This window comes from Teichococcus vastitatis (assembly GCF_003604215.1).
Lineage (GTDB): Bacteria > Pseudomonadota > Alphaproteobacteria > Acetobacterales > Acetobacteraceae > Pseudoroseomonas > Pseudoroseomonas vastitatis.
Window position 1 is genome coordinate 1 of sequence record NZ_QXGS01000019.1, and the last position, 22,841, is coordinate 22,841.

The 22,841-nt window shown below is 70.1% G+C and carries 11 protein-coding genes; 4 read left to right on the forward strand and 7 right to left on the reverse strand.

The features are described 5' to 3' along the window. The 3 genes from D2K64_RS16750 to D2K64_RS25565 all read right to left on the reverse strand — a co-directional run. The coding region (locus D2K64_RS16750; protein ID WP_120009535.1) for a RuBisCO large subunit C-terminal-like domain-containing protein at positions 1–856 on the reverse strand (856 nt) is incomplete at its 3' end. A 52-nt stretch (positions 857–908) separates the two neighbouring features. Then, positions 909–1,400, reverse strand: a complete 492-nt coding sequence (locus tag D2K64_RS16755; RefSeq protein WP_120009536.1) for a VOC family protein — start codon at positions 1,398–1,400, stop codon at positions 909–911. Between the two features lie 37 nt (positions 1,401–1,437). Next, positions 1,438–4,308, reverse strand: coding sequence for a DctP family TRAP transporter solute-binding subunit (locus tag D2K64_RS25565; RefSeq protein WP_238384247.1), 2,871 nt, complete (start codon positions 4,306–4,308; stop codon positions 1,438–1,440). 107 nt (positions 4,309–4,415) lie between these two features. Between D2K64_RS25565 and D2K64_RS16770 the strand changes: the two genes are divergently transcribed. The 4 genes from D2K64_RS16770 to D2K64_RS16785 all read left to right on the forward strand — a co-directional run bounded on the left by D2K64_RS16770 (position 4,416) and on the right by D2K64_RS16785 (position 8,644). Next, complete coding sequence (locus tag D2K64_RS16770; protein ID WP_120009538.1) at positions 4,416–5,456, forward strand: LacI family DNA-binding transcriptional regulator; 1,041 nt, start codon at positions 4,416–4,418, stop codon at positions 5,454–5,456. A gap of 329 nt (positions 5,457–5,785) precedes the next feature. Then, entirely contained in the window at positions 5,786–6,778 is a 993-nt protein-coding gene (locus tag D2K64_RS16775; protein WP_120009539.1) for a TRAP transporter substrate-binding protein, read from the forward strand. A gap of 43 nt (positions 6,779–6,821) precedes the next feature. Further along, on the forward strand, positions 6,822–7,328 hold the full coding sequence (locus D2K64_RS16780; RefSeq protein WP_120009540.1) for a TRAP transporter small permease: 507 nt from the start codon (positions 6,822–6,824) through the stop codon (positions 7,326–7,328). Further along, entirely contained in the window at positions 7,325–8,644 is a 1,320-nt protein-coding gene (locus D2K64_RS16785) for a TRAP transporter large permease (RefSeq protein WP_120009541.1), read from the forward strand. The genes D2K64_RS16780 and D2K64_RS16785 overlap by 4 nt, the downstream gene beginning before the upstream one ends. A 311-nt stretch (positions 8,645–8,955) precedes the next feature. Here the strand turns inward: D2K64_RS16785 and D2K64_RS16790 are convergent, their stop codons facing one another. The 4 genes from D2K64_RS16790 to D2K64_RS16805 are packed head-to-tail and all read right to left on the reverse strand — an operon-like array spanning position 8,956 to position 22,258. Next, the gene (locus D2K64_RS16790; RefSeq protein WP_120009542.1) at positions 8,956–17,034 is read right to left on the reverse strand and encodes a hypothetical protein; all 8,079 of its coding nucleotides are present in this window, start codon (positions 17,032–17,034) and stop codon (positions 8,956–8,958) included. 7 nt (positions 17,035–17,041) lie between these two features. Next, positions 17,042–18,403: an HlyD family type I secretion periplasmic adaptor subunit gene (locus tag D2K64_RS16795; RefSeq protein ID WP_120009543.1), complete on the reverse strand. Its 1,362-nt coding sequence runs from the start codon at positions 18,401–18,403 to the stop codon at positions 17,042–17,044. Continuing rightward, positions 18,400–20,532: a peptidase domain-containing ABC transporter gene (locus D2K64_RS16800; protein WP_162306213.1), complete on the reverse strand. Its 2,133-nt coding sequence runs from the start codon at positions 20,530–20,532 to the stop codon at positions 18,400–18,402. Before D2K64_RS16800 ends, D2K64_RS16795 begins: the two co-directional genes overlap by 4 nt. A 28-nt stretch (positions 20,533–20,560) precedes the next feature. Beyond that, on the reverse strand, positions 20,561–22,258 hold the full coding sequence (locus D2K64_RS16805; protein ID WP_120009545.1) for an ATP-binding cassette domain-containing protein: 1,698 nt from the start codon (positions 22,256–22,258) through the stop codon (positions 20,561–20,563). Positions 22,259–22,841 lie beyond the last annotated feature (583 nt).

The window sequence follows — 22,841 nt, forward strand, 5'->3', positions numbered from 1 at the left end:
GGTGGCGGGACAAGGCACCGTAGCCGTTGCGGTGCCCGTGCAGCGCGAGATCCGTGCTTCGGCGCAGGCTCTCGATGTCGGAGAAGCCGCACCAGTTGAGGCTGGCCATGACGCAGCTGCCGCCTTCCCTCGCCACGAGGTCGGCGTGGCGGCGCATGGCGTCCGTCTCGTCCGTGATGTTGAAGGCCACCATCACGTTCTTGCCCGTGCGGTCCCGGTGGCGGTGTACCGCGGCCATGACGGCGGGGATGCGCTGCGCCAGCGGCGCGTGGTCCGGGTTCGCGCTGATCTCATCGTCCTTGATGAAGTCGAGCCCGGCCTCGCAGAGGCGCATGACCAAGGCGGCGGTGTCTTCCGCGCTCAGCCCCACATTCGGCTTGATGATGGAGCCGACCAGCACGCCGTCCTTCACTCCGGCCAAGCGCCGCGTACCGGCCAGTCCCTGCGCCGGCATGGCGAAGCGGCGGCGATAGGCCGCCGGCAGTTCGATGGCCTCCAGCCGCAGCCCTGTGACCTCGCCAAGGTCGAACAGGTTGCCGGCGACGACCGAGGCCAGCGTCGGCAGGTTGGCGCCCACATTCGCCACGGGAAAATCCAGCGTGATCCGGGCGAGGTGCCAGGGCCCCGGCACCTCGCGGCGGGTCAGCCAAGCGTTCGGCAGCGAGGGCACGCCCGCCTCGTCCCGTTGCTCTACCGAGACCACCACGGCGCGGGCGCGCTCGCGCAGCGCGTCGGTCTCGCCTTCCACCCGGGTGAAGGTGCCGCAGGACTGCTCGCCCGCCATGACCTCCGCGACCTTCGCGGGGTCGAGCGGCGTCTCGATCAGGTAGGTGGCGCGGAAGCGATCGTCGCGCATGGGCTCAGAGCTTCGACAGGTCGGGAAACGGACGGACGGGATTGCTGCCGTCTCAGTTCTCGGAGGCTTCGCGGATCAGGCGGAACATCTCGCCCTTGGGCCCCGCCACCTCCGACAGCTCGATCACCGTGCCGGGGTGGTAGTGGGTGTCGAAATATACGAAGCGACCGCGCTCGCCGACTTCGCCGCTCATCACGGGCTTGAAGCCTCGCGCGGTCAGGCGCTCCAGGTCGGCATCGTAGCTGTCGGTCCAGTAGGCGACGTGCTGCAGCCCGCTGTGCCCGGCATCGGTGAAGTCCTTGTACATGGAGGGCCCGTCGTTGCGGCACTGGATCAGCTCGACCTGTACGGGGCCCGGATTGGCGAGCGCCACGGAGTTGTGCGGCTCAAAGCTCTCGCCCTTGTAGCGGTAGTTCCGGATGGGCACGCGCGGGTTGTAGAAGAACGGCCCGACGCCGAGGCTGCTGCTCCAATAATCCATGGCGGCCTCGATGTTGGGCACCACGTAGCCGAGCTGGCGGATCTGGCCGAGAAAGCGGCTCATCGTTCGTATCCTGCTTGGGAGAAGGTCGGGGAGCGGCTCAGAGGAAGCCGATGGAGAACCAGGGTATGGCGGCGACGAGCACGAGGCCGACCAGCAGGGCCGCGACATAGCCCCAGATGTAGCGGAGGCCTTCGTCCGGATTCACCTTGCTGGTCGCGCAGGCGCCGTAATAGCCGACGCCGAAGGGCGGGGCGAAAAGGCCGATGCCCATCGCGAAGATCACCACCATGGCGTAGTGCACCTCGTGCACGCCGGCGTCCCGGGCCAGCGGAAACAACAGCGGACCGAAGAGGACGATGAAGGCGACGATGGACACGGCCAGGAAGCCGTAGGCGCCGCCCGGGATCGCCGCCATCAGCCGCGCCAGATCCTGCGAGAAGCCGGATTGCGTCAGACCCCAGGCCATGGCGGTGGCGCAGCCGACGATGAAGATGATGGCGCCCGTGAGGGAGGCCGTGTCGGCCAGCATCGGGCCGATCCGGCGCCAGTCGAACTGGCGGTAGACGAGCAGGCCCATCAGCACGGCGTAGCCGATGCCGATGGTTGAGACCTCGGTGGCCGTGGCGACGCCTTCCACCACGGCGGCGCGGATGATGAAGGGCAGCGCGATCGCCGGCAGCGCCACCACGGCGAGGCGCGCGACCTGCGCCCAGGACGGGCGCGTGATATGGCTCAGATCCTCGTGCCGGTAGCGCCGCCAGACGACAAAGCAGAGGCACAGGCCGAGCACCAGGGCGGGCACCATGCCGCCGGTGAACAGGGCGGCAATGGAAACGCCGGTGACGGAGCCGATGGTGATGAGCACGATGGAGGGCGGGATCGTCTCGGTCTGCGCGCCGGTCGCCGACAGCAGCGCCACGAGGTCGCCGGGCTTGGCGCCGCGCGCCTTCATCTCGGGGAACAACACGGGGGCGATGGCCGCCATGTCGGCGATCTTGGAGCCGGAGATGCCGGAGACGAGGTACATGGCGCCGATCAGCACGTAGGACAGCCCGCCGCGCACATGGCCGAGCAGGCTGGCCAGGAAGCCGATCATGGCGCGCGCCATCCCTGTCATCTCGATCAGCGCGCCGAGAAACACGAAGAGCGGCACGGCGAGGAGGATGAGGTGCGACATGCCCTCATCCAGCCGCCCCACCACCACCAGCAGCGGCGTGGAGGTGGTGCAGGCGAGATAACCGAAGGTGGCCAGGGCGAAGGAGAAGGCGATCGGCACACCGGCGAAGACGTTCACCGCCACCACGCCGACGAAGAAGACCAGCAGGTTCACCTGCCCCAGCGGCCTCAGCACCGGCCCGGCCCACCAGAAGGCCAGTACCAGCGCCGCCGTCAGCACCGCAGCCAGCGCCACCGCGACGGGCTGACCAAGCCGCAGCAGCCGCACCAGCCCCACCGGCACCATCAGCGCGAGGCCGACCGGCAGCGCCGAGGCGCGCCAAGCATTGCTGATCTCCAGCGCGGGGGTGACGATGAAGGCTTCCTCCTGCGCGTATTCCAGGGCGTGGTGCAGGACCAGCAGGACGAAGGCGAGCGAGGCGGTCAGCGCCAGCGCCTCCAGCAGCGCGCGCGGGCGCGGCTCGACGCGGGTGACGAGGCCGGTCATCCGCATGTGCTCGCCGCGCCGCAGCGCGACCACGGCGCCAAGCATGGAGAGCCACAGGAACAGGATCGAGGCCAGCTCATCCGTCCAGATGATCGGCGCGTAGAAGACGTAGCGGGCGGTGACGCCCGCGCCGAGGATCAGGATCTCGGCCAGCACCAGCGCCGCCGCCACAGGCTCCAGCGCGCCGCCCAGCAGGCGGTCGGCGCCGATGGCCAGGCGCGCCGCCGTGCCATGCGGCAGAGCGACGGGATCGAGCGTCGATGCGTGACCGGCCATGATCCCCCTCCCCTCAGGCCAGCTTGCCGACGGAGGCCTTGAGCAGGCTCCAGGCCTCGTCCCCGAAGCGGCCCTTCCATTCATTGTAGAAGCGGGGGCGCGCAGCTTGGCACGGAAGCTGTCGGGCTCCGTCGGGTTGAAGGCGAGGCCCTTGGATTGCAGATCCGCCTGCACCGTGGCGTTCAGCCCGGCGATGTCGCCGCGCTGCTGCAGCCCGGCCTCGTTGATGGCGTTGGAGACGATCCGCTGCAGGTCGGCCGGCAGCCCGCGCCAGGCGCGGCCATTGGCGATGAACCAGTAGCCGTCCCAGATATGGTTGCTCAGTGCGCAGCTCTTCTGCACCTCGTAGAGCTTGGCGACCTGGATGATCGGCAGCGGGTTTTCCTGCGCGTCCACGATCCTGGTCTGCAACGCGGAATACACCTCGCTGAACTGCAGGCTGGCCGGCGCCGCGCCGAGGCCGCGGAACATGGAGATCGAGAGCGGGCTGACGGGCACGCGGATCTTCAGCCCGTCCATCGCGGACGCGTCCGTGATGGCGCGGCCGCTGGTGGTCATCTGACGGAAGCCGTTGTCCCACATCTTCTCGAAGGCATGGAGGTTCACGCGGGAGATCGCCTGGCGCACCGCGGCGCCGACACCGCCATCCATGGCCTTCCAGACATGGTTGTAATCGGTGAACACGAAGCCCAGCGCGTTGATGGCCGCCACCGGCACCAGCGTCGCGATCACCAGCGCGGAGGGCGTGAAGAAGGTGATGCCGCCGCTGCGCACCTGGGACAGCATGTCCGTGTCGCCGCCGAGCTGGTTGTTGGGGAAGATCTTGATCTCCACCCGCCCGTTCGTCTCACGCGCGATGCGGTCCACCGCTTCCTGCGCGCGCAGGTGCAGGAGGTGGGTGACGGGCAGGTTGTGGCCGTACTTCCACTCGAACTCGGCGGCGCGGGCCAGGCCGGGCGCACCGATCAGGGCTGCCGCGGGAAGCCCTGCGGCGGCGTGCAGGGCGGTTCGGCGCGTGATGGTCGTCATGATGGCGTCCTCCCTCAGATTCTTGATGCGAAATGATGTTTTTCGAGGTACCGGCACGCTATGTCAGAGGTTCCGGTAGCGTCAAACATGTTTCATGATGGATTCTGATGGATTTGTTGCCCCCTTCGCGCATTCGCGTGCCCGACGTCGCCCGAGAAGCCGGCGTTTCCACCGCCACCGTGGACCGGGTGCTGCATGGCCGCCCGGGCGTCCGCCCGGTGACGGTGGAGCGCGTGGTGCGTGCCGCCGCCGCCCTGGGCTACATCCTGGACACCAGCCCCTACGCCGCGCAGGCGCGCCGCCCGATGCGGCTGGTCTTTCTGCTGCCGGAAGGATCCAACCGCTTCCTCTCTATGCTGGGCCAGCTGGTGGGGGAAACGCGGGCGCGGTTCGAGGCCTTCGGCATGACGGCGCGGAGCGAGTTCATCCGCAGCTTCAATCCCGAGCTGCTGGCCCGCGCGCTGCGCGATGCCGCGCGGGAGGCGGACGGGATCGCCTTCATGGCGCTGGAGCATCCCGCCGTGCGCGAGGCGGTGAACGCGCTGGCCGAGGCAGGCACGCCGACCGTGACGCTGATCTCGGACATCGCGAACACCCGGCGCGCCGCCTATGTCGGCCTGGACAACCGCTCCACCGGCCGCACGGCAGGCTACCTGATGGCGCGCTTCATCGGGCGACGGCCAGCCAAGGTGGCGATGATCGCCGGCAGCCTCAGCTACCGCGCGCATGAGGAGCGGGAGATGGGCTTCCTGCACCTCTTCGCCGAGTTGTTCCCGATGATCGAGGTGGTCGGGCTGCGGGAGGGGCATGACGACGAGGCGAAGAATCACCGCCAGGCGAGGACCCTCCTGGCCCGTCACCCCGACCTCGCCGGGATCTACAACATCGGCGGCGGTGCGGCCGGCATCGCCCGCGCCCTGCGGGAAGCCCGGCGCGAAGCGGAAACCGTGTTCATCGGGCATGGGCTGACGCCCGACACGCGCGCCCTGCTGATCGATGGCACGATGGATGCGGTGATCACGCAGAACCCGCGCACCATCCTGATGGATTGCGCCACGATCTTCGACAACCTGCGGGCCGGCAGGGAGGCCATGGGCGGCGTCGGGCGCTCCATCAGCGAGATCATCCTGCGCGAGAACCTGCCATGACCTCGACGGACGCCCGATCAGGCGGGAGGCCCGGCCCGGCCTGAATGAGGCCGCGGCGCCGGACCTTTCCGCGCCTGCACGGCCGATCGCCGCCCCGGGCAATCAGGGAGCGAATGCGGGTTTTCCGGCATGTTCCTCCGGAGCCTCAAGGGAGAGCGGAGGCCATCCGCGCGTCGCGCAGGCGACAAGCCCCGGATCGCCATGGAGCGGGATCCTCGATGCTGCGGGGTTACCGCGCGTTTCTGTGGTTTCGTTTCCCTTCAACACCGGTCTAGTCTCCACGGCTAAGCCATCGGACGTATGGCTATCGGATAACCGGGGAGACGATCATGAATCGCAGGATGTTGCTGGGCGCCGGTCTGGGCCTTACCGGCTTCGCCATCACGGGACGAGCGCAGGCGCAGGCCATCACGCTCAACGGCGCGTCGCAATTCAACGACGAGCATGCCTTCACGCGCTGCTTGGTCCGCTTCGAGGAACTGGTGAAGCAATACTACGGCAAGCCGATTAACTTCACACTCCACAAGAACAGCAGCCTGGGGCTGGAGAAGCAGTACTTCGAGTACATGGCGCAGGGCCGGGCGGTGGATTACGGCATCGTCTCGCCGGCGCATATGTCCACCTTCTCGCGTGCCGCCCCCTTCATCGACGCTCCGTTCCTGTTCCGCGACTTGGCGCATTGGAACCGGGTGCTGGATCAGGACATGCTGAAGCCGATCGCCGACGAGGTGGAGAAGCGGGCCCGGGTCATGCTGATCGGCTATGCCGGGGGTGGCGTGCGCAACATCTTCGCCAGCCGCCCCGCCGGCAACCTGGAAGCCTTGCGCGGCATGAAGGTTCGTGTTCAGGGCGCGCCGATCTGGAGCCGCACCTTCGCCGCCGCCGGCATGTCGCCCACCGTGATCGCCTATAACGAGGTCTACAACGCCATCCAGAACAACGTGATCGAAGCGGGGGAAAACGAGGCCGCGGGCGTCGAGCAGATGCGCTTCTATGAGGTGGCGCCGCACCTTTCAATGACGCAGCACGCCATCACGATCCGGCCGCTCTGCTTCTCCTCCGCCACCTTCTCCCGCCTCCCGGCCGACCTGCAGGCGGCCATCCGCCGCGCCGGAACGGAGGCCTCGGCCTATGGCCGTCAGATCGAATCCACCGAGGACGGGCAGAAGATCGCGGCGCTGGAGAGCGCCGGCCGGCTGAAGCGGGTTGCTTTCACCGACCGGGACGCATTGCAGCAGAAGGTCGCACCGGTGCTCGACACCTATGCGCGGGAGATCGATGCGGAGGCCATCATGCGTCGCATCGGCGAGGCCACGAGCTGAAGGGACGGTTGCAGCGACCCCCACCCCTGAGCCGGACGAGACCATGATCGAACCTCAACGAGCGGGGCCGCTGCGGCGCCTCGCCGACGCCTATGCGGCGCTGCTGCGGGGCCTGCTGGGCTTCAGCGTGCTGGTGCTGGTGTTTCCCGTCAGCCTGCAGGTTTTCTCGCGCTACACCGCCGTAATCCCGCACTACATCTGGACCGAGGAAATGGCGCGCTTCGCTTTGGTATGGATGGTGATGCTGGGCGCCATCCTGGCGGTGCGCGAAGGTACCCACTTCATCGTGGACGTCTTTCCCGTGCTGTCGCCGCGCTCGACCGCGGTGATGGAACTGGTCTCCGGCGCCTTTGTGCTGGTGATGGCCGTGGTGTTCCTGTTCTGGGGATGGGAGTTCACCGAGTTCGCCTTCTACCGCATCAGCGAGATGGCGGAGCTGCCACTTTGGCTGATCCATATCGCCTGGCCACTCGCCGGCCTGTCATGGCTGCTGTTCATGGGGCAGCGCATGGCCGATGCGGTGGTCCTGCTGCGGGAGCGCACCGCATGAGCGGTGCTGTTCTGTCCGCCGGCACGGCGGCAGCCATGATGTTCGGTGTTTTCTTCGGATTAATGGCGCTGCGCGTGCCCGTGGCCTTCTGCCTCGGGCTCGCCTGCCTGCCGATCATGCTGATCGAGCCGCACCTGTCGCCTTCCATCCTGGTGCAGGAAACCTTTAACGCCTACAACAGCTTCATCCTGCTGGCCGTGCCGTTCTTCCTGCTCACCGCCAATCTGATGAATATCGGCGGCATCACCGACCGGCTGATGCGGCTGGCGCGCGCCATGGTGGGACACTTCCCGGGCGGGCTGGCGCAGATCAACGTTGTTCTTTCCTTTTTCTTCGCCGGCATCTCCGGCAGTTCCACCGCCGATGCCGCCAGCCAGAGCAAGGTGTTCATCGAGGCGCAACGCAAGGAGGGCTACGACGACAGCTTCTCCGTTGCCATCACCGCCGTGTCGGCGGTGCTCGCCGTGATCATCCCGCCATCCATCCTGATGATCGTGTGGGGCGGCGTGCTCAGCGTATCGATCGGCGCGCTGTTCCTGGCTGGCGTGGTGCCAGGCCTCCTGATCGCCGGAGTGCAGATGGCCACGGTGCATGCCTATGCCAAGCTGCGCGGCTACCCCACCTATCCGCGCGCCACGCTGCGGGAGCTGGGCAAGGCGTTGTTCGTTTCCGTTCCTGCCTTGACCACGCCGTTCATCATCATCGGCGGCAAGCTGTTCGGCTGGTTCACCGCCACGGAATCAGCCTGCATCGCGGTGCTGTATGCCGGCGCGCTCTCTCTCCTGGTTTACCGCGAGATGGACATGAAGGGACTGTGGGAGGCGCTGCTCGATTCCGGGCGTCTGGCCGCGGTGGCCCTGTTCTGCGTCGGCACGGCCAGCGCCTTTGGCTGGCTTCTCGCCTATTACGAGATCCCGAAGGTGTTGCTGGCGGGGGTTGAGGCCTGGGGCCTGGGACCGGTCGGCGTCGGCCTGTTCATCGCCGCGGTGTTCCTGATCACCGGCTGCTTCCTGGACGCCATCCCCGCCATCATCATCGTCGGCAGCATCCTGCAGCCGCTCACCGTCTCGGCCGGGATCGATCCCGTTCAGTTCGCCATGATCGGCATCGTGTCCCTGGCCTTCGGCCTGGTCACGCCACCCTATGGTCTTTGCCTGATGATCGCTTGTTCCGTCGCAGGGATGCGCATGGCGGATGCCCTCAAGGACACTTTCATCATGCTGATGCCGATGCTGGCGGTGTTGCTGCTCATCATTGTCTGGCCAGCAGTGGTGTTGTTCCTGCCGAGCCTGGTGTCACCGGAATTCCTGAACTGAACCTGGCCTCGGTACCTGCCTGAACGGCGGTACCGGATGCCGCCCTTCTTCCGCCATCACGCCCGCCCTCACCAACATCGAAGCCGAGCAGGGCAGGCGGATGCGGCCGCGGCCAGCCAAGCACACTGGCCCGCCGGGGCTCCCCCCGGTCCGTGACTGCCCCTGGTAGCGGAGCATGCCGGGCGGCAGCCATGCGGCGGCGAAGGTGTAGGTGTGATGCCGGCGGCCCGCCTGGAACAGGCGGAGGCCGACGGATCGCCACCCAGATCGATCCCGCCTGATGCGCCCCCATCCGGCAACGCCGCGCCGTCTCACGACCACGCGATCCGGTCGATCCGCGAGAAATCGACCTCCGTGCCGTCCGCGAAATGGATGTGGCCGGACACGGGCTGGTCGAAGGCCATGGCCTGGTCCTGGCTCAGGGTCACCGCGGCCGGCGTCTCGATCTCCAGGGTCCAGGTGCCGGCACCCGGCGCACCGGCGGCGACCAGCTCGATCTGGTCCGTCCAGGCGCCGGTGCCGCCATCGATGATGTCGTGCCCGCCGCCCGCGGAGATCAGGAACAGATCCGCGCCGGTGCCGCCGGTCATGGTTTCGGAGGCTGCCGTGCCGACAAAACTGTGACCTTCCACCTCGTCCGGATTGGCGGCGCCCACCGCCAGCGCCACGCTCTGCTGCGCCGATGCAGCGCCGCCACCATCCGTGAGCGTGACACTGATGGTGCGCGTGCCTGCGGACAAGGCGCCGGTGCTGTTCTCCAGCACCAGGGCCTGCAGAACGGCGGCATAGACGCCGGGAGTGGCAGGACCGCTGAGCCGAAGGATGCCGGTGCCGGCGTCATAGGCACCCCCCACCACCTCGATGCCCGTATCGCCGATCATCAGGCGGCCGTTCTGGCTGGCGAGGGCGAAGCCCGCGAGATCCAGCTGGTCTCCCTCCAACGCGCCAGCAAGGATGATGGTGGCCCCCGCGAGCACCGTGCTGTCGACGTCCGACGCCTGGGCGCCACCCAGCGCGGGAGTGGAATCACTGCCCGCCGCGCCATGAATCGCCGTGGCAAGCTCCAGCACCGGCGCATCGCTCACGGCCGTCATGGTCAGCCTGAAGGAAGCGGAGACGCCGGCCACGCCGCCCGATCCGGCTTCCTGTGCCGTGGCCTGGGCGGAAAGGATCACGCTGCCGTTCCAGTGGGCGGCGGGCATGATCTCGAGGCCCGGCAGGTCCTCACCCGACACGCGCCACTGACCGTTCCCCAGCGCTTCGCCGCGATTCAGGCTGAAGCCCTCCGGCAGGCCGCCGAGCGTGACGGACAGATGCTCCGAGCCGTCGAGATCCACCAGCATGGCCCGGAGGTCGAGCGGCAGGCGAACATCCTCGGTGCCCGCGAGGTCCTTCACCACCAGCAGCGGCGTGTCGGCCACGCCGGTCACGCTGACCTGGAAGCTGGCCCGGCTGGTGGCCACCGCGCCATTGCCGGTTTCCCGGGCATAGGCCAGCAGCGTCAGCGCCATGGTGCCGTCCCAGTCGGCCGGCGGCATCAGGGTCAGGCCCGGGAGCTGAGCGGCGGTCAACGTCCAGCTGCCATCGCCATTGTTGAGACCGGCGGACAGGCGGGCGCCCGTCGGCAGCCCTTGCAGCACCACGGACAGCACTTCGGACCCATCGGTATCCGCCAGGGCGGCGGCGAGGTCGAGCCGCACGGGCTGGTCTTCCGGCGTGGCGGCGTCCGCCACGCTGACCATGGGCGCATCCGCCACCGCGGCCACCGGCAGCACCAGCGTGCGCGTGGTGGTGCGGGTGTCGCCATTGGCGGCTTCCCGCACCGTGGCTTCCACCGTCACCTGCAGCGCCGCATCGGAGTCGGCGGGCGGCACCATGGCCAGATCCGCTAGCCGCGCCGGGTCCGCCGCCCAGCGGTTGCCACCCAGCGCCGTGATGCCCGTCCCCGCGAGGCTCGCCCCGGGCGACAGGGTGAGCACCACGCCCAGGAGGGATTCGCTGCCATCCGTGTCGCCCAGGGCGATGCTCAGCCGCAGCGGCACGGCCGCGTCCTCCGCGGCCGCACCCGGCGCGGCGGCAATGATGGCCTCGTCCGCGACGGCGGCCACCTCGATGCGCAGAGTGGCCGGGGCCGCTTCCGCCATGCCGCCCGTTGCCTCGGCGGCGATGCCGTGCACGGTGAGGCTGATGACGCCGCTGAGATCGGCGGGCGGCATCAGGCGCAGGCCGGCCAGCTCATCGGGGCTGAGCACCCAATCGCCGGTCAGCGGATCCTGCTGCCCGGCGGAAAGGGTGGCGCCCGGCGGTACCCCCGCGATGCGGATGCCTAGCGCTTCGAAGCCGCCGTCATCATTGGCGCTGGTCAGGGTGATGACCAGCGGCACGCCGGCGTCCTCGCGGGTGGCGGCATCCACCACGCCCAGCAGCGGGATCTGGGCGGTGGCGGGACCCGAGCCCGGATCTGCCGCACCGCCGCCTCCGGCCGCTTCGGCCACCGTCACGACGAGGCTTTCCGTCCGCAGGGCGGCGTCTCCGTCATGTTCGCTGGCCTTGGCCGTGACGCGCAGGGCGAAGCTGCCGGCGAAGCCCGCGGGCGGCAGGATGGAAAGGCCCGCCAAGGCTGCCACGGGCACGCGCCAGACCCCCTCACCGGCCGGCACGCCGGAGGACAGCACGGCGCCCGCCGGCACGTCCCGCACCCAGACGTGCAGCGTTTCCGATCCGTCCCCGTCGGCGAGGGACGCGGCGATGTGCAGCGGGATGCCGGCCGGCGACGCCTCGGTACCGCTGCGCCCGACGCCGATGGAGTCGGTGAGCGTGAGAACCGGCATGTCCGCAATGCCGGCGGGATCCACCGTGACCACGCCACCGATCTGCCGCCGCACGCCGCCGGTGTCCTCGACGGTCATGCTGAGGCGCAGCGTCACGGCCGCGTCGTCATTTGCCGGGAGTTGCAGGGTCACGCCGTGCATCCGGGCGACGCTGACATGGTACGTGCCATCTTCCGCGGCGGTCACCACGCTGGTGTCGGCCAGGCGCAGCACCGCCCCCGGCGGCACGCCGCGGATCAGGATCTCGCCCGTCAGGCGCTCGGACCCGTCGCGGTCGGTCAGGCCGGGATCGAGACGGAGGAGCACCGGCCGATCCTCGGAGCCGCCCATGGTGCCCCAGTTGCCCGAGCTGCCGTCCAGCCCGCCCACGGCCGGCATGTCCACCACGGCCCCGACCTGCACCGCCAGGGTGGCGGTGCCGCGTGCCTGGCTGCCGCCGCGCTGTTCCTGGGTCACGGCCGTGACGGTGAGCAGGATGCTGCCGGCGAAATCCGGAGGCGGGCGGAGCACGGCCACCGCGGCTTCCGCCGCGGTGAGGGACCAGGCTCCCGGCCCATGATAGGTGCCGGTGGAAAGGGTGGCGCCGGGCGGCAGGCCGGAGACCAGGAAGCTCAGCCGCTCCGAGCCATCCGCGTCCGGCATGATGGCGCCGATCCGCAGCGGAATGCTTCCGTCCTCCGCCCCGGCTGCCGTGAGGTTGGCGGGCAGCGGCGCATCGGCCACGCCCCGCACCGTCACCGGCAGGTCCACCGGCGTGCTCTCGGCCTTGCTGCCATTGACTTCCACGCTGATGGCGGAGACGCGCAGGATGATGTCGTCATCGGACTGCGCCGGCGGCGTGATGGTGAGGCCGGCGATCTGTCCGGGCTGCACGAGGATGCTGCCATCGGCCTGCCGCGCCAGCACGAGGCCGCCCGCGCGCACCATGGCGCCGGCCGGCACATCGGACAGCCGCAGCGCGGAGATGCGCTCGGACCCGTCGGTATCGGTCGGCAAGGCGGTGATGTTGAGCGGGATCGCGGTGTCTTCATTGCCGATCGCGGCCACCGCCTTCACCAGCGGCGCGTCGGCCACCGCCGCGACTTCGACGGTGAAGCTGCGGGTCACCGTCGAGGTGCTGTTGTTGTTGTCATGTGCGGTGGCCTGCAGCTTCAAGGTCAGGCTGCCCGCGAAATCCGGCGTCGGCGTGAAAGCGAGGCCGGGCAGGTCCGCGGGGTTCACGGTCCAGCTTCCATCCGTCTGGCGCTTGCCATGCGAGAGGCTCGCGCCAGGCGGAACTCCCAGCACCTTGAGGGTCAGCGTTTCCGAGCCGTCCAGATCGGTCAGGGCGGCAGAAAGGTTGAGCGGAATGACGGCGTCCTCCAGCCCGGCCGCCCTGGCCGCCGTGACCGCGGGAGCATCGGCCCGTGCGTTCACCGCCACGCTGTTGGAGCCGGTGACCACCCGGCTGACGGTGACGCCGTTGCCGGTGTCCGTCAGCGTTGCGGTCAGGGTGAGGGCGAAGTCCTTGTCGCTGTTGTGCGGCGGGATGATGCTGATCCGCCCAGCCCTGAGATCGCTGGTCGAGACTTCCCAGCAGCCCGGAGCGATCTGCGTGCCCGCGGTGAGCATGGCGCCGGCCGGCACGCCGGCGATCTGCGTCACCGCCGACCATTGCTCGGAACCGTCCGCATCCGGCGTGGAGAAGCTCGGGCGCAGCACGATGACGGTGTCTTCCGTTCCGCTGGCACGGCCGGTGATGCTGCCAGGGTCCGCCACCGGATTGAGGCTGACGGTGAAGCTGGCGGCGCTGGACGCGGCGGGCTTGCCGTCCCGTCCTTCGGTGGCGATGGCGCTCAGCGTCATGGTGAAGCTGCCGGAGAACTGTGCCGGCGGCGCCATCGACGCGCTACCGAGCTGCGCGGGCGTGAACAGCCAGGTGCCGTCCGCCTGGCGCGTGCCGGCGCTGAAGCTGGCGCCTGCCGGCACGCCGCTGAGCACGAAGCTCAGGCTTTCCGAGCCATCGGTGTCCCGCAGGGCGCCACCCAGCCCGCTCAGCGGCAACAGCGTGTCCTCCCGGCCCTGGAGGTTCCGCACCGTCACCGCGGGGGCATCCGCCACGGCGGTGACGACAACCATGTGGCTGCCAATCACGGTCTTGCTGTCTTCGGCGCCGTTGCCGCGGTCGGTCACCACGCCGGAGATGGTGAGCGCGATGTCGGCATCGCTGTTGGCCGGCGGGGTGATGGTGATCCGGCCGTTGCGCAGGTCATCGGTCGCCACGCGCCAGATGCCCGGCGCGATCATCGTGCCGCTGCTCAGCACGGCCCCGACCGGAACGCCGGAAACCTCCACGATGGCGCCAAAGGTTTCCGAGCCGTCCCCATCCGGGTTGAAGCAATCGGGGCGCAGCACGATGGCGGTGTCTTCCGCACCGGTCGAGGTACCGGTGATGGTGCCGCCATCCACCACCGGATTGAGGCTGACGGTGAAGCTGGCAGCGCTGGACGCGGCGGGCTTGCCGTCCCGCCCCTCGGTGGCGATGGCGCTCAGCGTCATGGTGAAGCTGCCGGAGAACTGTGCCGGCGGCGCCATCGACGCGCTGCCGAGCTGCGCGGGCGTGAACAGCCAGGTGCCGTCCGCCTGGCGCGTGCCGGCGCTGAAACTGGCGCCTGCCGGCACGCCGCTGAGCACGAAGCTCAGGCTTTCCGAGCCATCGGTGTCCCGCAGGGCGCCACCCAGCCCGCTCAGCGGCAACAGCGTGTCCTCCCGGCCTTCGAAGTTCCGCACCGTCACCGCGGGGGCATCCGCCACGGCGGCCACCTCGATCCCCTGGGTGCCGGTCACCAGGCGGCTCACGGAAAGCATGCCCGCCTCGTCCGTGACAAGGGTGCCGAAGGTGACAGTGAAATCATCGTCGCTGTTGGCCGGCGGGCGGATGCTGATCTGCCCTGCCTGCAGCGCGGTGGTGGGCACCTGCCACACGCCCGGCGAGGTTTCGCTGCCCATGTTCAGCAGCGCGCCGGCGGGCAGGCCCGAGATGGTGGTGACCGCCGCCCAGGTTTCGGAACCGTCGGCATCCATGTCGAGAAAGGCCGGGGAGAGGCCGATCCAGCCATCCTCCCGGCCTGCGGTCGGTCCGCTGTTGATGGCCGCATCCACCGCCGCTTCGAAGCTGACGCTGAAGCTGGCCGCCTGCGTACTGCTGTCGCCATTCGCCGGCTCCGTGGCCGTGCCACGCAGTGTCAGCGTGAAGCTGCCGGCGAAATCCCGCGGCGGAAGCAGCGACGCCCCCGCCAGTTCGGCCGGGCTCAGCACCCAGCTGCCATCCGCCTGATGGCTGCCGGCGCTGAGGCTGGCACCGGCGGGAAGGCCGCTCAGCACGAAGCCGAGCGTTTCGGACCCATCATCGTCCCGCAACGCGCCACCGATCCCCGTCAGCGGCAGCGGCGTGTCTTCCCGGCCGTGCAAGGCCTGAACGGTGAGCAGCGGCGTGTCCGCCACGGCGCGCACCGGGACAACCACATCCGCCTCGGTGACGCGGCTGTCCTCGGTGCCGTCCATGCTGGTGACGGCGAAGGTCAGGCGGAGAGTGGCGCCGCTGTCAGGCGGCGGCCGCACGGAGAGCGTGCCGGAGCGGAACGCTTCCAGCGGCACCTCCCACACGCCCGGGGCGGTTTCCGATCCGTGCGAGAGCAGCGCTCCTGACGGCAGGCCCCGCACGGTCAGCACGGGAGCGAAGCGCTCGGAACCATCGATGTCGGTCAGTGCCAAGGTGCCGCGCAACGGGATCCAGCTGTCCTCGGCACCCTCGCCGTCGGCGACCAGCGCCACCGGGTCGGCCACCGCGCGCAGCTGCACGGAAAACGGCACCTCCGTGACGGCGATGTCGCCATTGGCCTCCCGCGCGGCGGCGCGCAGGGTCAGCTGCAGCATGCCGGCCTGATCGGCGGGAGCGGCCAGGCTCAGGCCGGAGAGTTGGGCGGAGGACAGCAGCCAGGAGCCGTCCACCTGGCGTGCACCGGCCGAGAGCGTGGCGCCGGCCGGCACCCCGAGCAGCTGCACGGACAAGGATTCCGATCCGTCCGTGTCCCGCAGGGCGGCGGAAAGGTCGAGGATAACGGGCTGGTCCTCCAGCCCGGCGGCGTCGGTGGCCGATGCCGAGGGAGCATCGGCCACCGCCGCCACTCGCACCTGCAGCGGTTCCGCCACCACCGCGAGCGCATCGGGGCCGTCCCGCACCGCGGCTTCCAGCCGCAGATGGATTGTGGCGTCGCTGTTGACGGGGGGGCGGATGGCCACACGCCCGGCGGCCAACTCGGCCTGATCCACCGCCCAGCTGCCGTTGCCCAGCGCCCGCCCCTGGGACAGCATGGCATCCGCGGGCACGCCATGCACCAGCACCTGACCGTCCCAGAATTCCGAGGGGTCCAACGGTGTGCCGAATGCAGCCTGCAAGGTGATCCACTGGTCCTCGCTGCCCGCCGCGAGGCCGGCCAGAACCGCGCCGTCCACCACGGGCGCCACCTGCACGGAGAAACGCGCGTCGCTGGCGACGATGCCGCCACTGCTGTCCTGGGCGGTGGCGCGAAGCGTAAGTTCCAGGCTGCCCGAGAAATCCTGCGGCGGCGTGATGCTGAGCCCGGCCAGCTCCCCCAGGGCCAGCTGCCACGAGCCATCCGCCTGGGCGGAGCCGGCGGACAATGTGGCGCCCTCGGGCAGGCCGAGGATGCTGATCGTGACCGCCTCGCCCTGTTGTTCCGCGGCCAGCGAGACGGACAGGTCCAGCGCGATGGCCATGTCCTCGCGCCCGGATACCGACCCGGCAGCCACTTCCGGGGGCGGCCCCGATGCGGGTGGCTCTGGTGCCGGTGGCTCTGGTGCCGGTGGTGGCACCGCAGGTTCCGGCTCGGCGATATCCACAGGCTCGCCGGAGGCGTCCTCCGGAACCGGTGTCTTCAGGGGAGGCGCACCCTCCGGCTCTGGCATCGCCGGAATGGCTGGCGCGGGCGCGGCAGCAGGTCCGGGCGGAGCCGCTGCCGCCGCGGCATCGCCGTTCTGCTGATCGCCCCGGCCTTCGCGGCGGCCATTCCCGCTCACCCGGCTTACCGGCGGAGGCATGTCCGGCAGCGTGGCCGGATGACGATCGGGGAGAGTCGTTTCCCCGCCATTGTCGGCCGGTGCGTCGGCCGAGCCCGTCACGGTGTCCGCGGCAACGGGCAGGATGAGGGGAGGAGGGGATGTTCGCGCCCTGGCCGGAACCGCGCTGCCACCCGGCTCCGCCAGTTCCGGAGTGGAAACGGGCTGTGCGGCCATCTCCGGTTCCACCAGCGGGAGGGCCGCGGCGATTGCGGCATCGGGCGCAGCGGCCAGATCGGCACCGCTGTTCGGGGCACCGCCCGCGCGGCCCTGGGCCCCCGCCAGGCCATCCGCCGCCACGGTGCCGCCCGCCAGGGTGCTGCTGCCCGCGCCGTCGCCGGGCACGAGCATGCGCTGCACCGCGCGCAAGGCGCGCAACGCTTCCTCGTCCACCGCCGAGGATTCGAGAGGCAGCGAGGCGGAAGGGGCCGGATCTGTCATGGGGGTCTCAGCGCTCGTGGAAGGACGCTGCCATCGCCGAGTAGATCGGCTTCAGCAGGTACTGGAGCACCGTCTTGGCACCCGTCGTGATATCCGCCTGCACGGTCATGCCGGCCGTGAGGCGCGCCAGGCGCGGGTCCTGCCCCACATGCTGCTGGCTCAGCGCGATGCGCGCGCGGTAGTGCGGCTGCTTCTGCTCATCCAGGAAGGTGCCGGCGGAGATCCGCTCCACCTGGCCGGACACGGTGCCGAAACGGGCATAATCGAAGGCCTGCACCTTGAGGTTCACCGGCTGGCCCGCGGCAATGAAGCCGATGTCGCGCGGCGAGAGCCGCACATCCGCGACCAGCGGTGCGTCCTGCGGCATGATCTCCGCCACCACTCCGCCGGGCGGCACCACCGTGCCCGCCCGATGCACCGCCAAGCCGCGCAGGATGCCGCCGATGGGCGCGCGCAGCACCGTGCGCTCCGCCCGGTCCTCCAGGCGGCGCACTGCCTCAGCGGTTTCCGCCGTTTCAAGCGCCACCCGGGCGGCTTCCTGGCGGGCCTCGTCCGCGGCGGTGGATTGCAGCTCGACGATGCGCGCATCCACTTCCGCCAGGGCGCGCTGGGTGGAGACGTGCTGCCCGGCCAGCCGGTCCCGCTCAGCCGCCGCGGCCATCAGCATGCGCCGCGCTTCCAGCACCGCGATCCGGGTGGTCAGGCCGCGGCGCGCCAGCTCCTCGCGCGTCACGAGTTCCCGGCTGTGCAGCGCCACCTGCCGGTCCAGCGCCCGCACCTGCCCTTCCAGGGTGGTGAGGTCGTTGCGCCGCTGCGCCGCCTGTTCCCGCAACACCGCCCGCTTGTCCGCGAGCGCGCGCAGGCGGGCTTCCAGCGCGGCGCGCTGCGGCGCCACGAAGACGCCGGTGCTGGGGAGCGGCATGGCCACGGCACTACCCTCTGCGGCGGCGGCGAGGCGTTGGGCCTGCAGCTGGAGGGATTCCAGCCGCAGCCGTGCCTGCCGCAGTTCCGTGTCCGCCGTGGCGCCGCTCATGCGCAGGATGGGCTGTCCCGGCGTGACCAGATCGCCCTCCTCGACCAGCACGGCGCTGACAATGCCGCCTTCCAGGTGCTGCACAGGCGCGGGCGCGGCGGCGGGCGCCATCTCACCCAGGCCGACGGCAATTTCCGGCACCCGGGTCAGGAAGGCCCAGACCAGCAAGGCCAGGAACGCCACGGCCGTGCCGAGCACCACCATGCGCTCCAGCCCATGCACCTTCACCTCCTCCAGCGCCAGCACATGGCTTTCCGGCCGCGGCTGGCGGCTGGCACGGGGAAGCGGCGGCAGGACCGAGGGAGCCGGCTGCGCCGGCGCAACGGAAAGGGTCATCGGGATCTCTGGCTGAACACGGGCAAACGGGCCGGCGCCGGGGCGGCGGCGGATGCGAGTTCCTCCACCACGCCATCCCTCAGGCGCAGCACGCGATCCGCCAGGCGCACATGGCTGGGCCGGTGGGTCGCCATGATGATGGTGCAGCGCCCGCGCCGGGCGGCGATCACGCGGGTGAAGGCGTCGGCGCAGGCATCGTCCAGGCCCGCCACCGGCTCGTCCAGCAACAGGATGGGCGCGTTCCGCAGCAGGGCGCTGGCGAGGGCAATGCGCAGCAGGATGCTGCGTGGCAGGCGGCCGCTCTGATTGTCTCCTACCCGCGTATGAAAGCCGTCCGGCAGCGCCTCGATGGCCTCCAGCACACCCGCCTCCGCCGTCGCGGCGCGCAGATCCTCATCGGATGCGGTGGCTTGGGCCAGCCGCAGGTTCTGGGCGACCGTTCCGTAGAGCAGCTCCGGGGCCTGCGGAACCCAGCCGATGTTGCGCCGGAGCACGGCGGGATCGAAGGCCCGCACATCATGGCCATCGATGCGCACCACGCCACCCTGCGGGCGGTAGAGTCCGGCCACCAGCTTCAGCAGGCTGGACTTGCCCGAACCTTCCGCGCCGACCACCGCCACCACTTCACCCGGATGAATAACAAAGGTTGCGCCGGCAACCACCGGTTCCGCCTGCTGCAGGTAGCGCAGCGTGACGCGGTGGAACACGATGCCGCCCTTCTCCGGCGGCGCCATGCGGGCTTCCAGCGGCCTGGGACGCTCGGTTTCCAGTGCCATCAGGGAATCCACCTGCTGGATGGAAGCCTGGGTCTGCTCCCACCGGGACAGCATCATGAAGCCGGTCTGCAGCGGGCCCAGCACGCGCCAGATCAGCATCATGCCCGCGATCAGGGCGCCGGCGCTCATGCTGCCGGCAAACACCGCCAGCATCCCCACCACGACGGCGGCCAGGCCGGACAGCGTGACCAGCGCCTGGCTAGTCGCCAACACCGCACCGGACAGCGTGCTGACGCGTGCGGAGGCGGAGGCGGCGGCGGCGGCGGCGGCGGCGTAGCGTTCGATCCAGCGGCTCTGCGCCCCCGCCAGCTTGATGGTGCGCACGGCTTCCAGCGCTTCCACGGCCAGCACTTCGCGCCCCTGGGTGGCCCGCGCGGCCTCGGCGATCGCGTGGCGCATTGGCGCACGGGTGAGCAGAAACAATCCCGCGAGCCCCACCGCGGTGCCGAGCGGCACAACCGCGATCCAGCCGCCAAGCGCCAGCATCAGTGCCATCACCAGCAGCGTGAAAGGAAGATCCAGCACCGCCACCGCGAAGCTGCCGGTCAGAAATTCCCGGATGGCGGCGAAATCCCGCAGCCGAGACACCTGCGCGGCGGTGCCTGCCCGCTCCACCAGCGCCGTAGGCAGGGACATCAGGTGGCTGAACACGGCGCCCGACACCAGCCAGTCCAGCCGTTCGCCCAGCGAGAGCAGGGCCCGCTGGCGCATGGCGCGGAACGCCGCCTCCGTCAGCACGGCGCCGGCCGCGCCGGTCGCCAGCATCATCAGCGTGTCCGGGCTGTGGCCGGCGATCACGGTGTCGAACACCACCATGGTGAAGGCAGGCACGCCGAGCGCCGCCAGCGCCATCACAGCGCTGGCGCCCAGCAGGCCCGGCAGCTGGCCCCGGAAGCGCCGCGCCACGCTGGCGAACCAGTTCTGCCGCACCGGCGCGGCCGTTTCGCCGCGCAGCAGCAACAGGGTGCCGCAGAGGCCGGCGGCGGCACAGGGCACCGCCTCTCCGGTGGCGCCGTCCAGCCGCAGCAACTGGTCGAACTCATTGCAGTACAGGACGGCCGCCGGCTGGCCGGGCGCCAGCAGCACAGCCGGAAGCTGGCGCACATCCAGCCCGCCCCGGCGCAACCGAGACACCACCGTGGGATAGCCGAGGATGGCCAGCGAGTTGCGGAAATCGGTCACGTCGATCTCTGGCTTCGCATGCGGCAGGGCGGCGAGGAGATCGTCCGCGCCACCCGGCCATTCCAGCAACCACAACAGGGCGCAGAGGCAGCGCGAGAGATCCGACGGCGCCAGCAGGGAGGGCGGCATGCTGATCGGCGCACGGAACCGCGGGTCATCGATGATGCTCATGTCAGGACCCGCCAGGCGGTGAGCGGCGTCATCCCTGCGCCTCCAGGCGGCCGTCCCGGATCGCCAGGACGCGGTCGGCGATGCCGAGGGTGGATCGGCGATGGGTGACCACGAGCACCGTGACGTTGCCCCGCAGTCCCGCCAGCAGCTGAGCGAGCCGCGCATCGCCATCCGCGTCGATCTGGGCGGAGATGTCGTCCAGCAGCAGAATGCGCGGCGCTTCCACCAGCGCCCGCACCACGCCGATGCGCTGCGCCGCGCCGCGAGGCAGCGGCATGCCCGCCATGCCGACCGGCGTGTGCCAGCCGCCGGGAAGGGTGCTGGCCACCTGATCCAGGCCCAGCTCGGTCGCGAGGCGCAGGGCCGCGGCCTCCCGATGCGGCTGATGCAGGGTCAGGTTCTGCAACAGGGTTCCGCGCACCAGCATGGGATCCGGCGGCACCAGTGCGACGACGCCGCACGCCGGCACCGGATCGACGAGGGCAAGATCCTGCCCGTCGATGCAGACCCGACCTTCATCTGGCTGCACCTCCCCGGAGACGATCCGCAGCAGGGTTGACCGGCCGGCCCCGTTCGCACCGGTAATGCCGATCACCTCGCCCGGCCGGCATTCCAGCGACAATCCGTCGAACAGCCAGCCGGCTTGGCCGTGCAGCCGAACGCGCACATCGCGCAGCACCACATGGCCGGCCGAAACCTCCAGCACCGGGCGCGCAGGCTGGCGCTCATCGGGAAGAGCGCCGATCTCGCCCACGCGGCGGCGGCTTTCCGCCACCGATTGGAGGCGGGACCAGACGGCGATGCCGCCCAGGAGCGGCTGCATGGTGCGGCCGACCAGCATGGTGCAGGCACCAAGGCCGCCCACGCTGAGCTGGCCGTCGAGCACCATGCGGCAGCCGAAGGCGGCCACAGCAATGGTCGCCACCTGCGCCAGCAGCAATCCACCCTCCTGGCCCGCCGTGGTGACCTGGCCCTGCACCCGTCGCATCTGCGCCGATCCGCCCTGCAGGCGCTCGTAGCGCCGTTCCAGCAGCGGCTCGGCACCCAGCAGCTTCATGGCATTGATGCCGTGCAGCGCGTCGAACAGGAAGTTGAAGCGTCTTTCCTCGGCGAGGGCCAGGTTCTGCGCCGCGCGCCGCACGCGCGCGCCGGTCAGGGCGGCCAGCAGCGCGATTCCGCCGAGCAGGCCCAGGGGCACCAGCACCAGCGGACCGGCGAGATACCAGACGCCCAGCAGGTAGAGCAGGGCGAATGGAAGATCGAGCATCGCCTGCAGCGCGGGGCCGGACCAGGCCTCCCGCAGGGTGCCGATCGCCGAGAGCCTTTCCGCGTAGTAACCATTGCCGTGCGCCTCAAGGGCCGCAAGAGGCGCACTGAGCAGGCATTGCATGGCCTGCCTGTGCGCCCGCGCTTCCGCCGTCGCGGCCACCCGGGCCAGAATGCGGCCGCGCACCTGGCGGAGCACCGCTTCCAGCAACACGGCAACAGCCACGGCTGCCGCCAGCGCAGCCAGGGTGCCCGTCGCCCCGTTGGGCAGGATCCTGTCATAGACCTGAAGCAACGCGATCGGCAGCGCCAGCGCGAGAAGCGTGACCAGCAGCGTGGCGGTCAGCACGGGCGGTAGGAACACCAGGCCGAAGCGGCTCACGACCTTTGCGAAAGGCCCCGTCAGCCACAACCGGGCCTTGCTCACCCGGTCGGGCAGAGGATGTGCGACATCGGCCATGTTGCTCTCACACCTCCTCCGGCTGGCCTTGGCGACCACGATCAGCCGCAGGAATCGGGGCGAGCGGGATGCTCATGCCTGTCGGCCAGCGGCAGGGGCAGATTAGGGCGGCCGAGGCGGGCATTGTGCGGCGGCGGTGCCTCAAAATCGCGGCGGGCAGGTTTTCCGGGTGGCAGCCTGGCTGCGGAGGCGCGGTGCCTGAGGCCTGTTCTGGACCAGCGTCGCCTTGCGTGGAGACAAGGAAGCGGGCCCGCAGGTGCGCCGGAGACACGATGTCGCACCGGGGTTCGCTGGCCATCGCCGGTCCTGCCCGCCGGGGCGCGCCGCCGGGGCGCAGGTTCCGGCCATCGGTCACCGGGTTCGCTGCGGCATCCTGCCCGTGGCGGACGGCGCAGCGCCGCGCGCGGAGGCAATGGGTGGATCGAGAGGATCACCCTGGAAAGGCTTTGGCAGAAGGACGGGTGCGTCCGGGATGGTGGAGGATGTTGGGGGCCGCGTTCCTGCGCAGCCGGATCGAAGCTGGCGCGACTAACCTCCGCAGCCGCCGGCATGAAGCAGCCGGCCGCCGTGCCGCCGCTGCCGT

Bases quoted from the DNA above. Each gene is read 5' to 3' on its own strand.
- D2K64_RS16755 (WP_120009536.1), bottom strand. From the start codon at position 1,400: ATGAGCCGCTTTCTCGGCCAGATCCGCCAGCTCGGCTACGTGGTGCCC.
- D2K64_RS25565 (WP_238384247.1), bottom strand. From the start codon at position 4,308: ATGACGACCATCACGCGCCGAACCGCCCTGCACGCCGCCGCAGGGCTT.
- D2K64_RS16770 (WP_120009538.1), top strand. From the start codon at position 4,416: ATGGATTTGTTGCCCCCTTCGCGCATTCGCGTGCCCGACGTCGCCCGA.
- D2K64_RS16775 (WP_120009539.1), top strand. From the start codon at position 5,786: ATGAATCGCAGGATGTTGCTGGGCGCCGGTCTGGGCCTTACCGGCTTC.
- D2K64_RS16780 (WP_120009540.1), top strand. From the start codon at position 6,822: ATGATCGAACCTCAACGAGCGGGGCCGCTGCGGCGCCTCGCCGACGCC.
- D2K64_RS16785 (WP_120009541.1), top strand. From the start codon at position 7,325: ATGAGCGGTGCTGTTCTGTCCGCCGGCACGGCGGCAGCCATGATGTTC.
- D2K64_RS16790 (WP_120009542.1), bottom strand. From the start codon at position 17,034: ATGACAGATCCGGCCCCTTCCGCCTCGCTGCCTCTCGAATCCTCGGCG.
- D2K64_RS16795 (WP_120009543.1), bottom strand. From the start codon at position 18,403: ATGACCCTTTCCGTTGCGCCGGCGCAGCCGGCTCCCTCGGTCCTGCCG.
- D2K64_RS16800 (WP_162306213.1), bottom strand. From the start codon at position 20,532: ATGAGCATCATCGATGACCCGCGGTTCCGTGCGCCGATCAGCATGCCG.
- D2K64_RS16805 (WP_120009545.1), bottom strand. From the start codon at position 22,258: ATGGCCGATGTCGCACATCCTCTGCCCGACCGGGTGAGCAAGGCCCGG.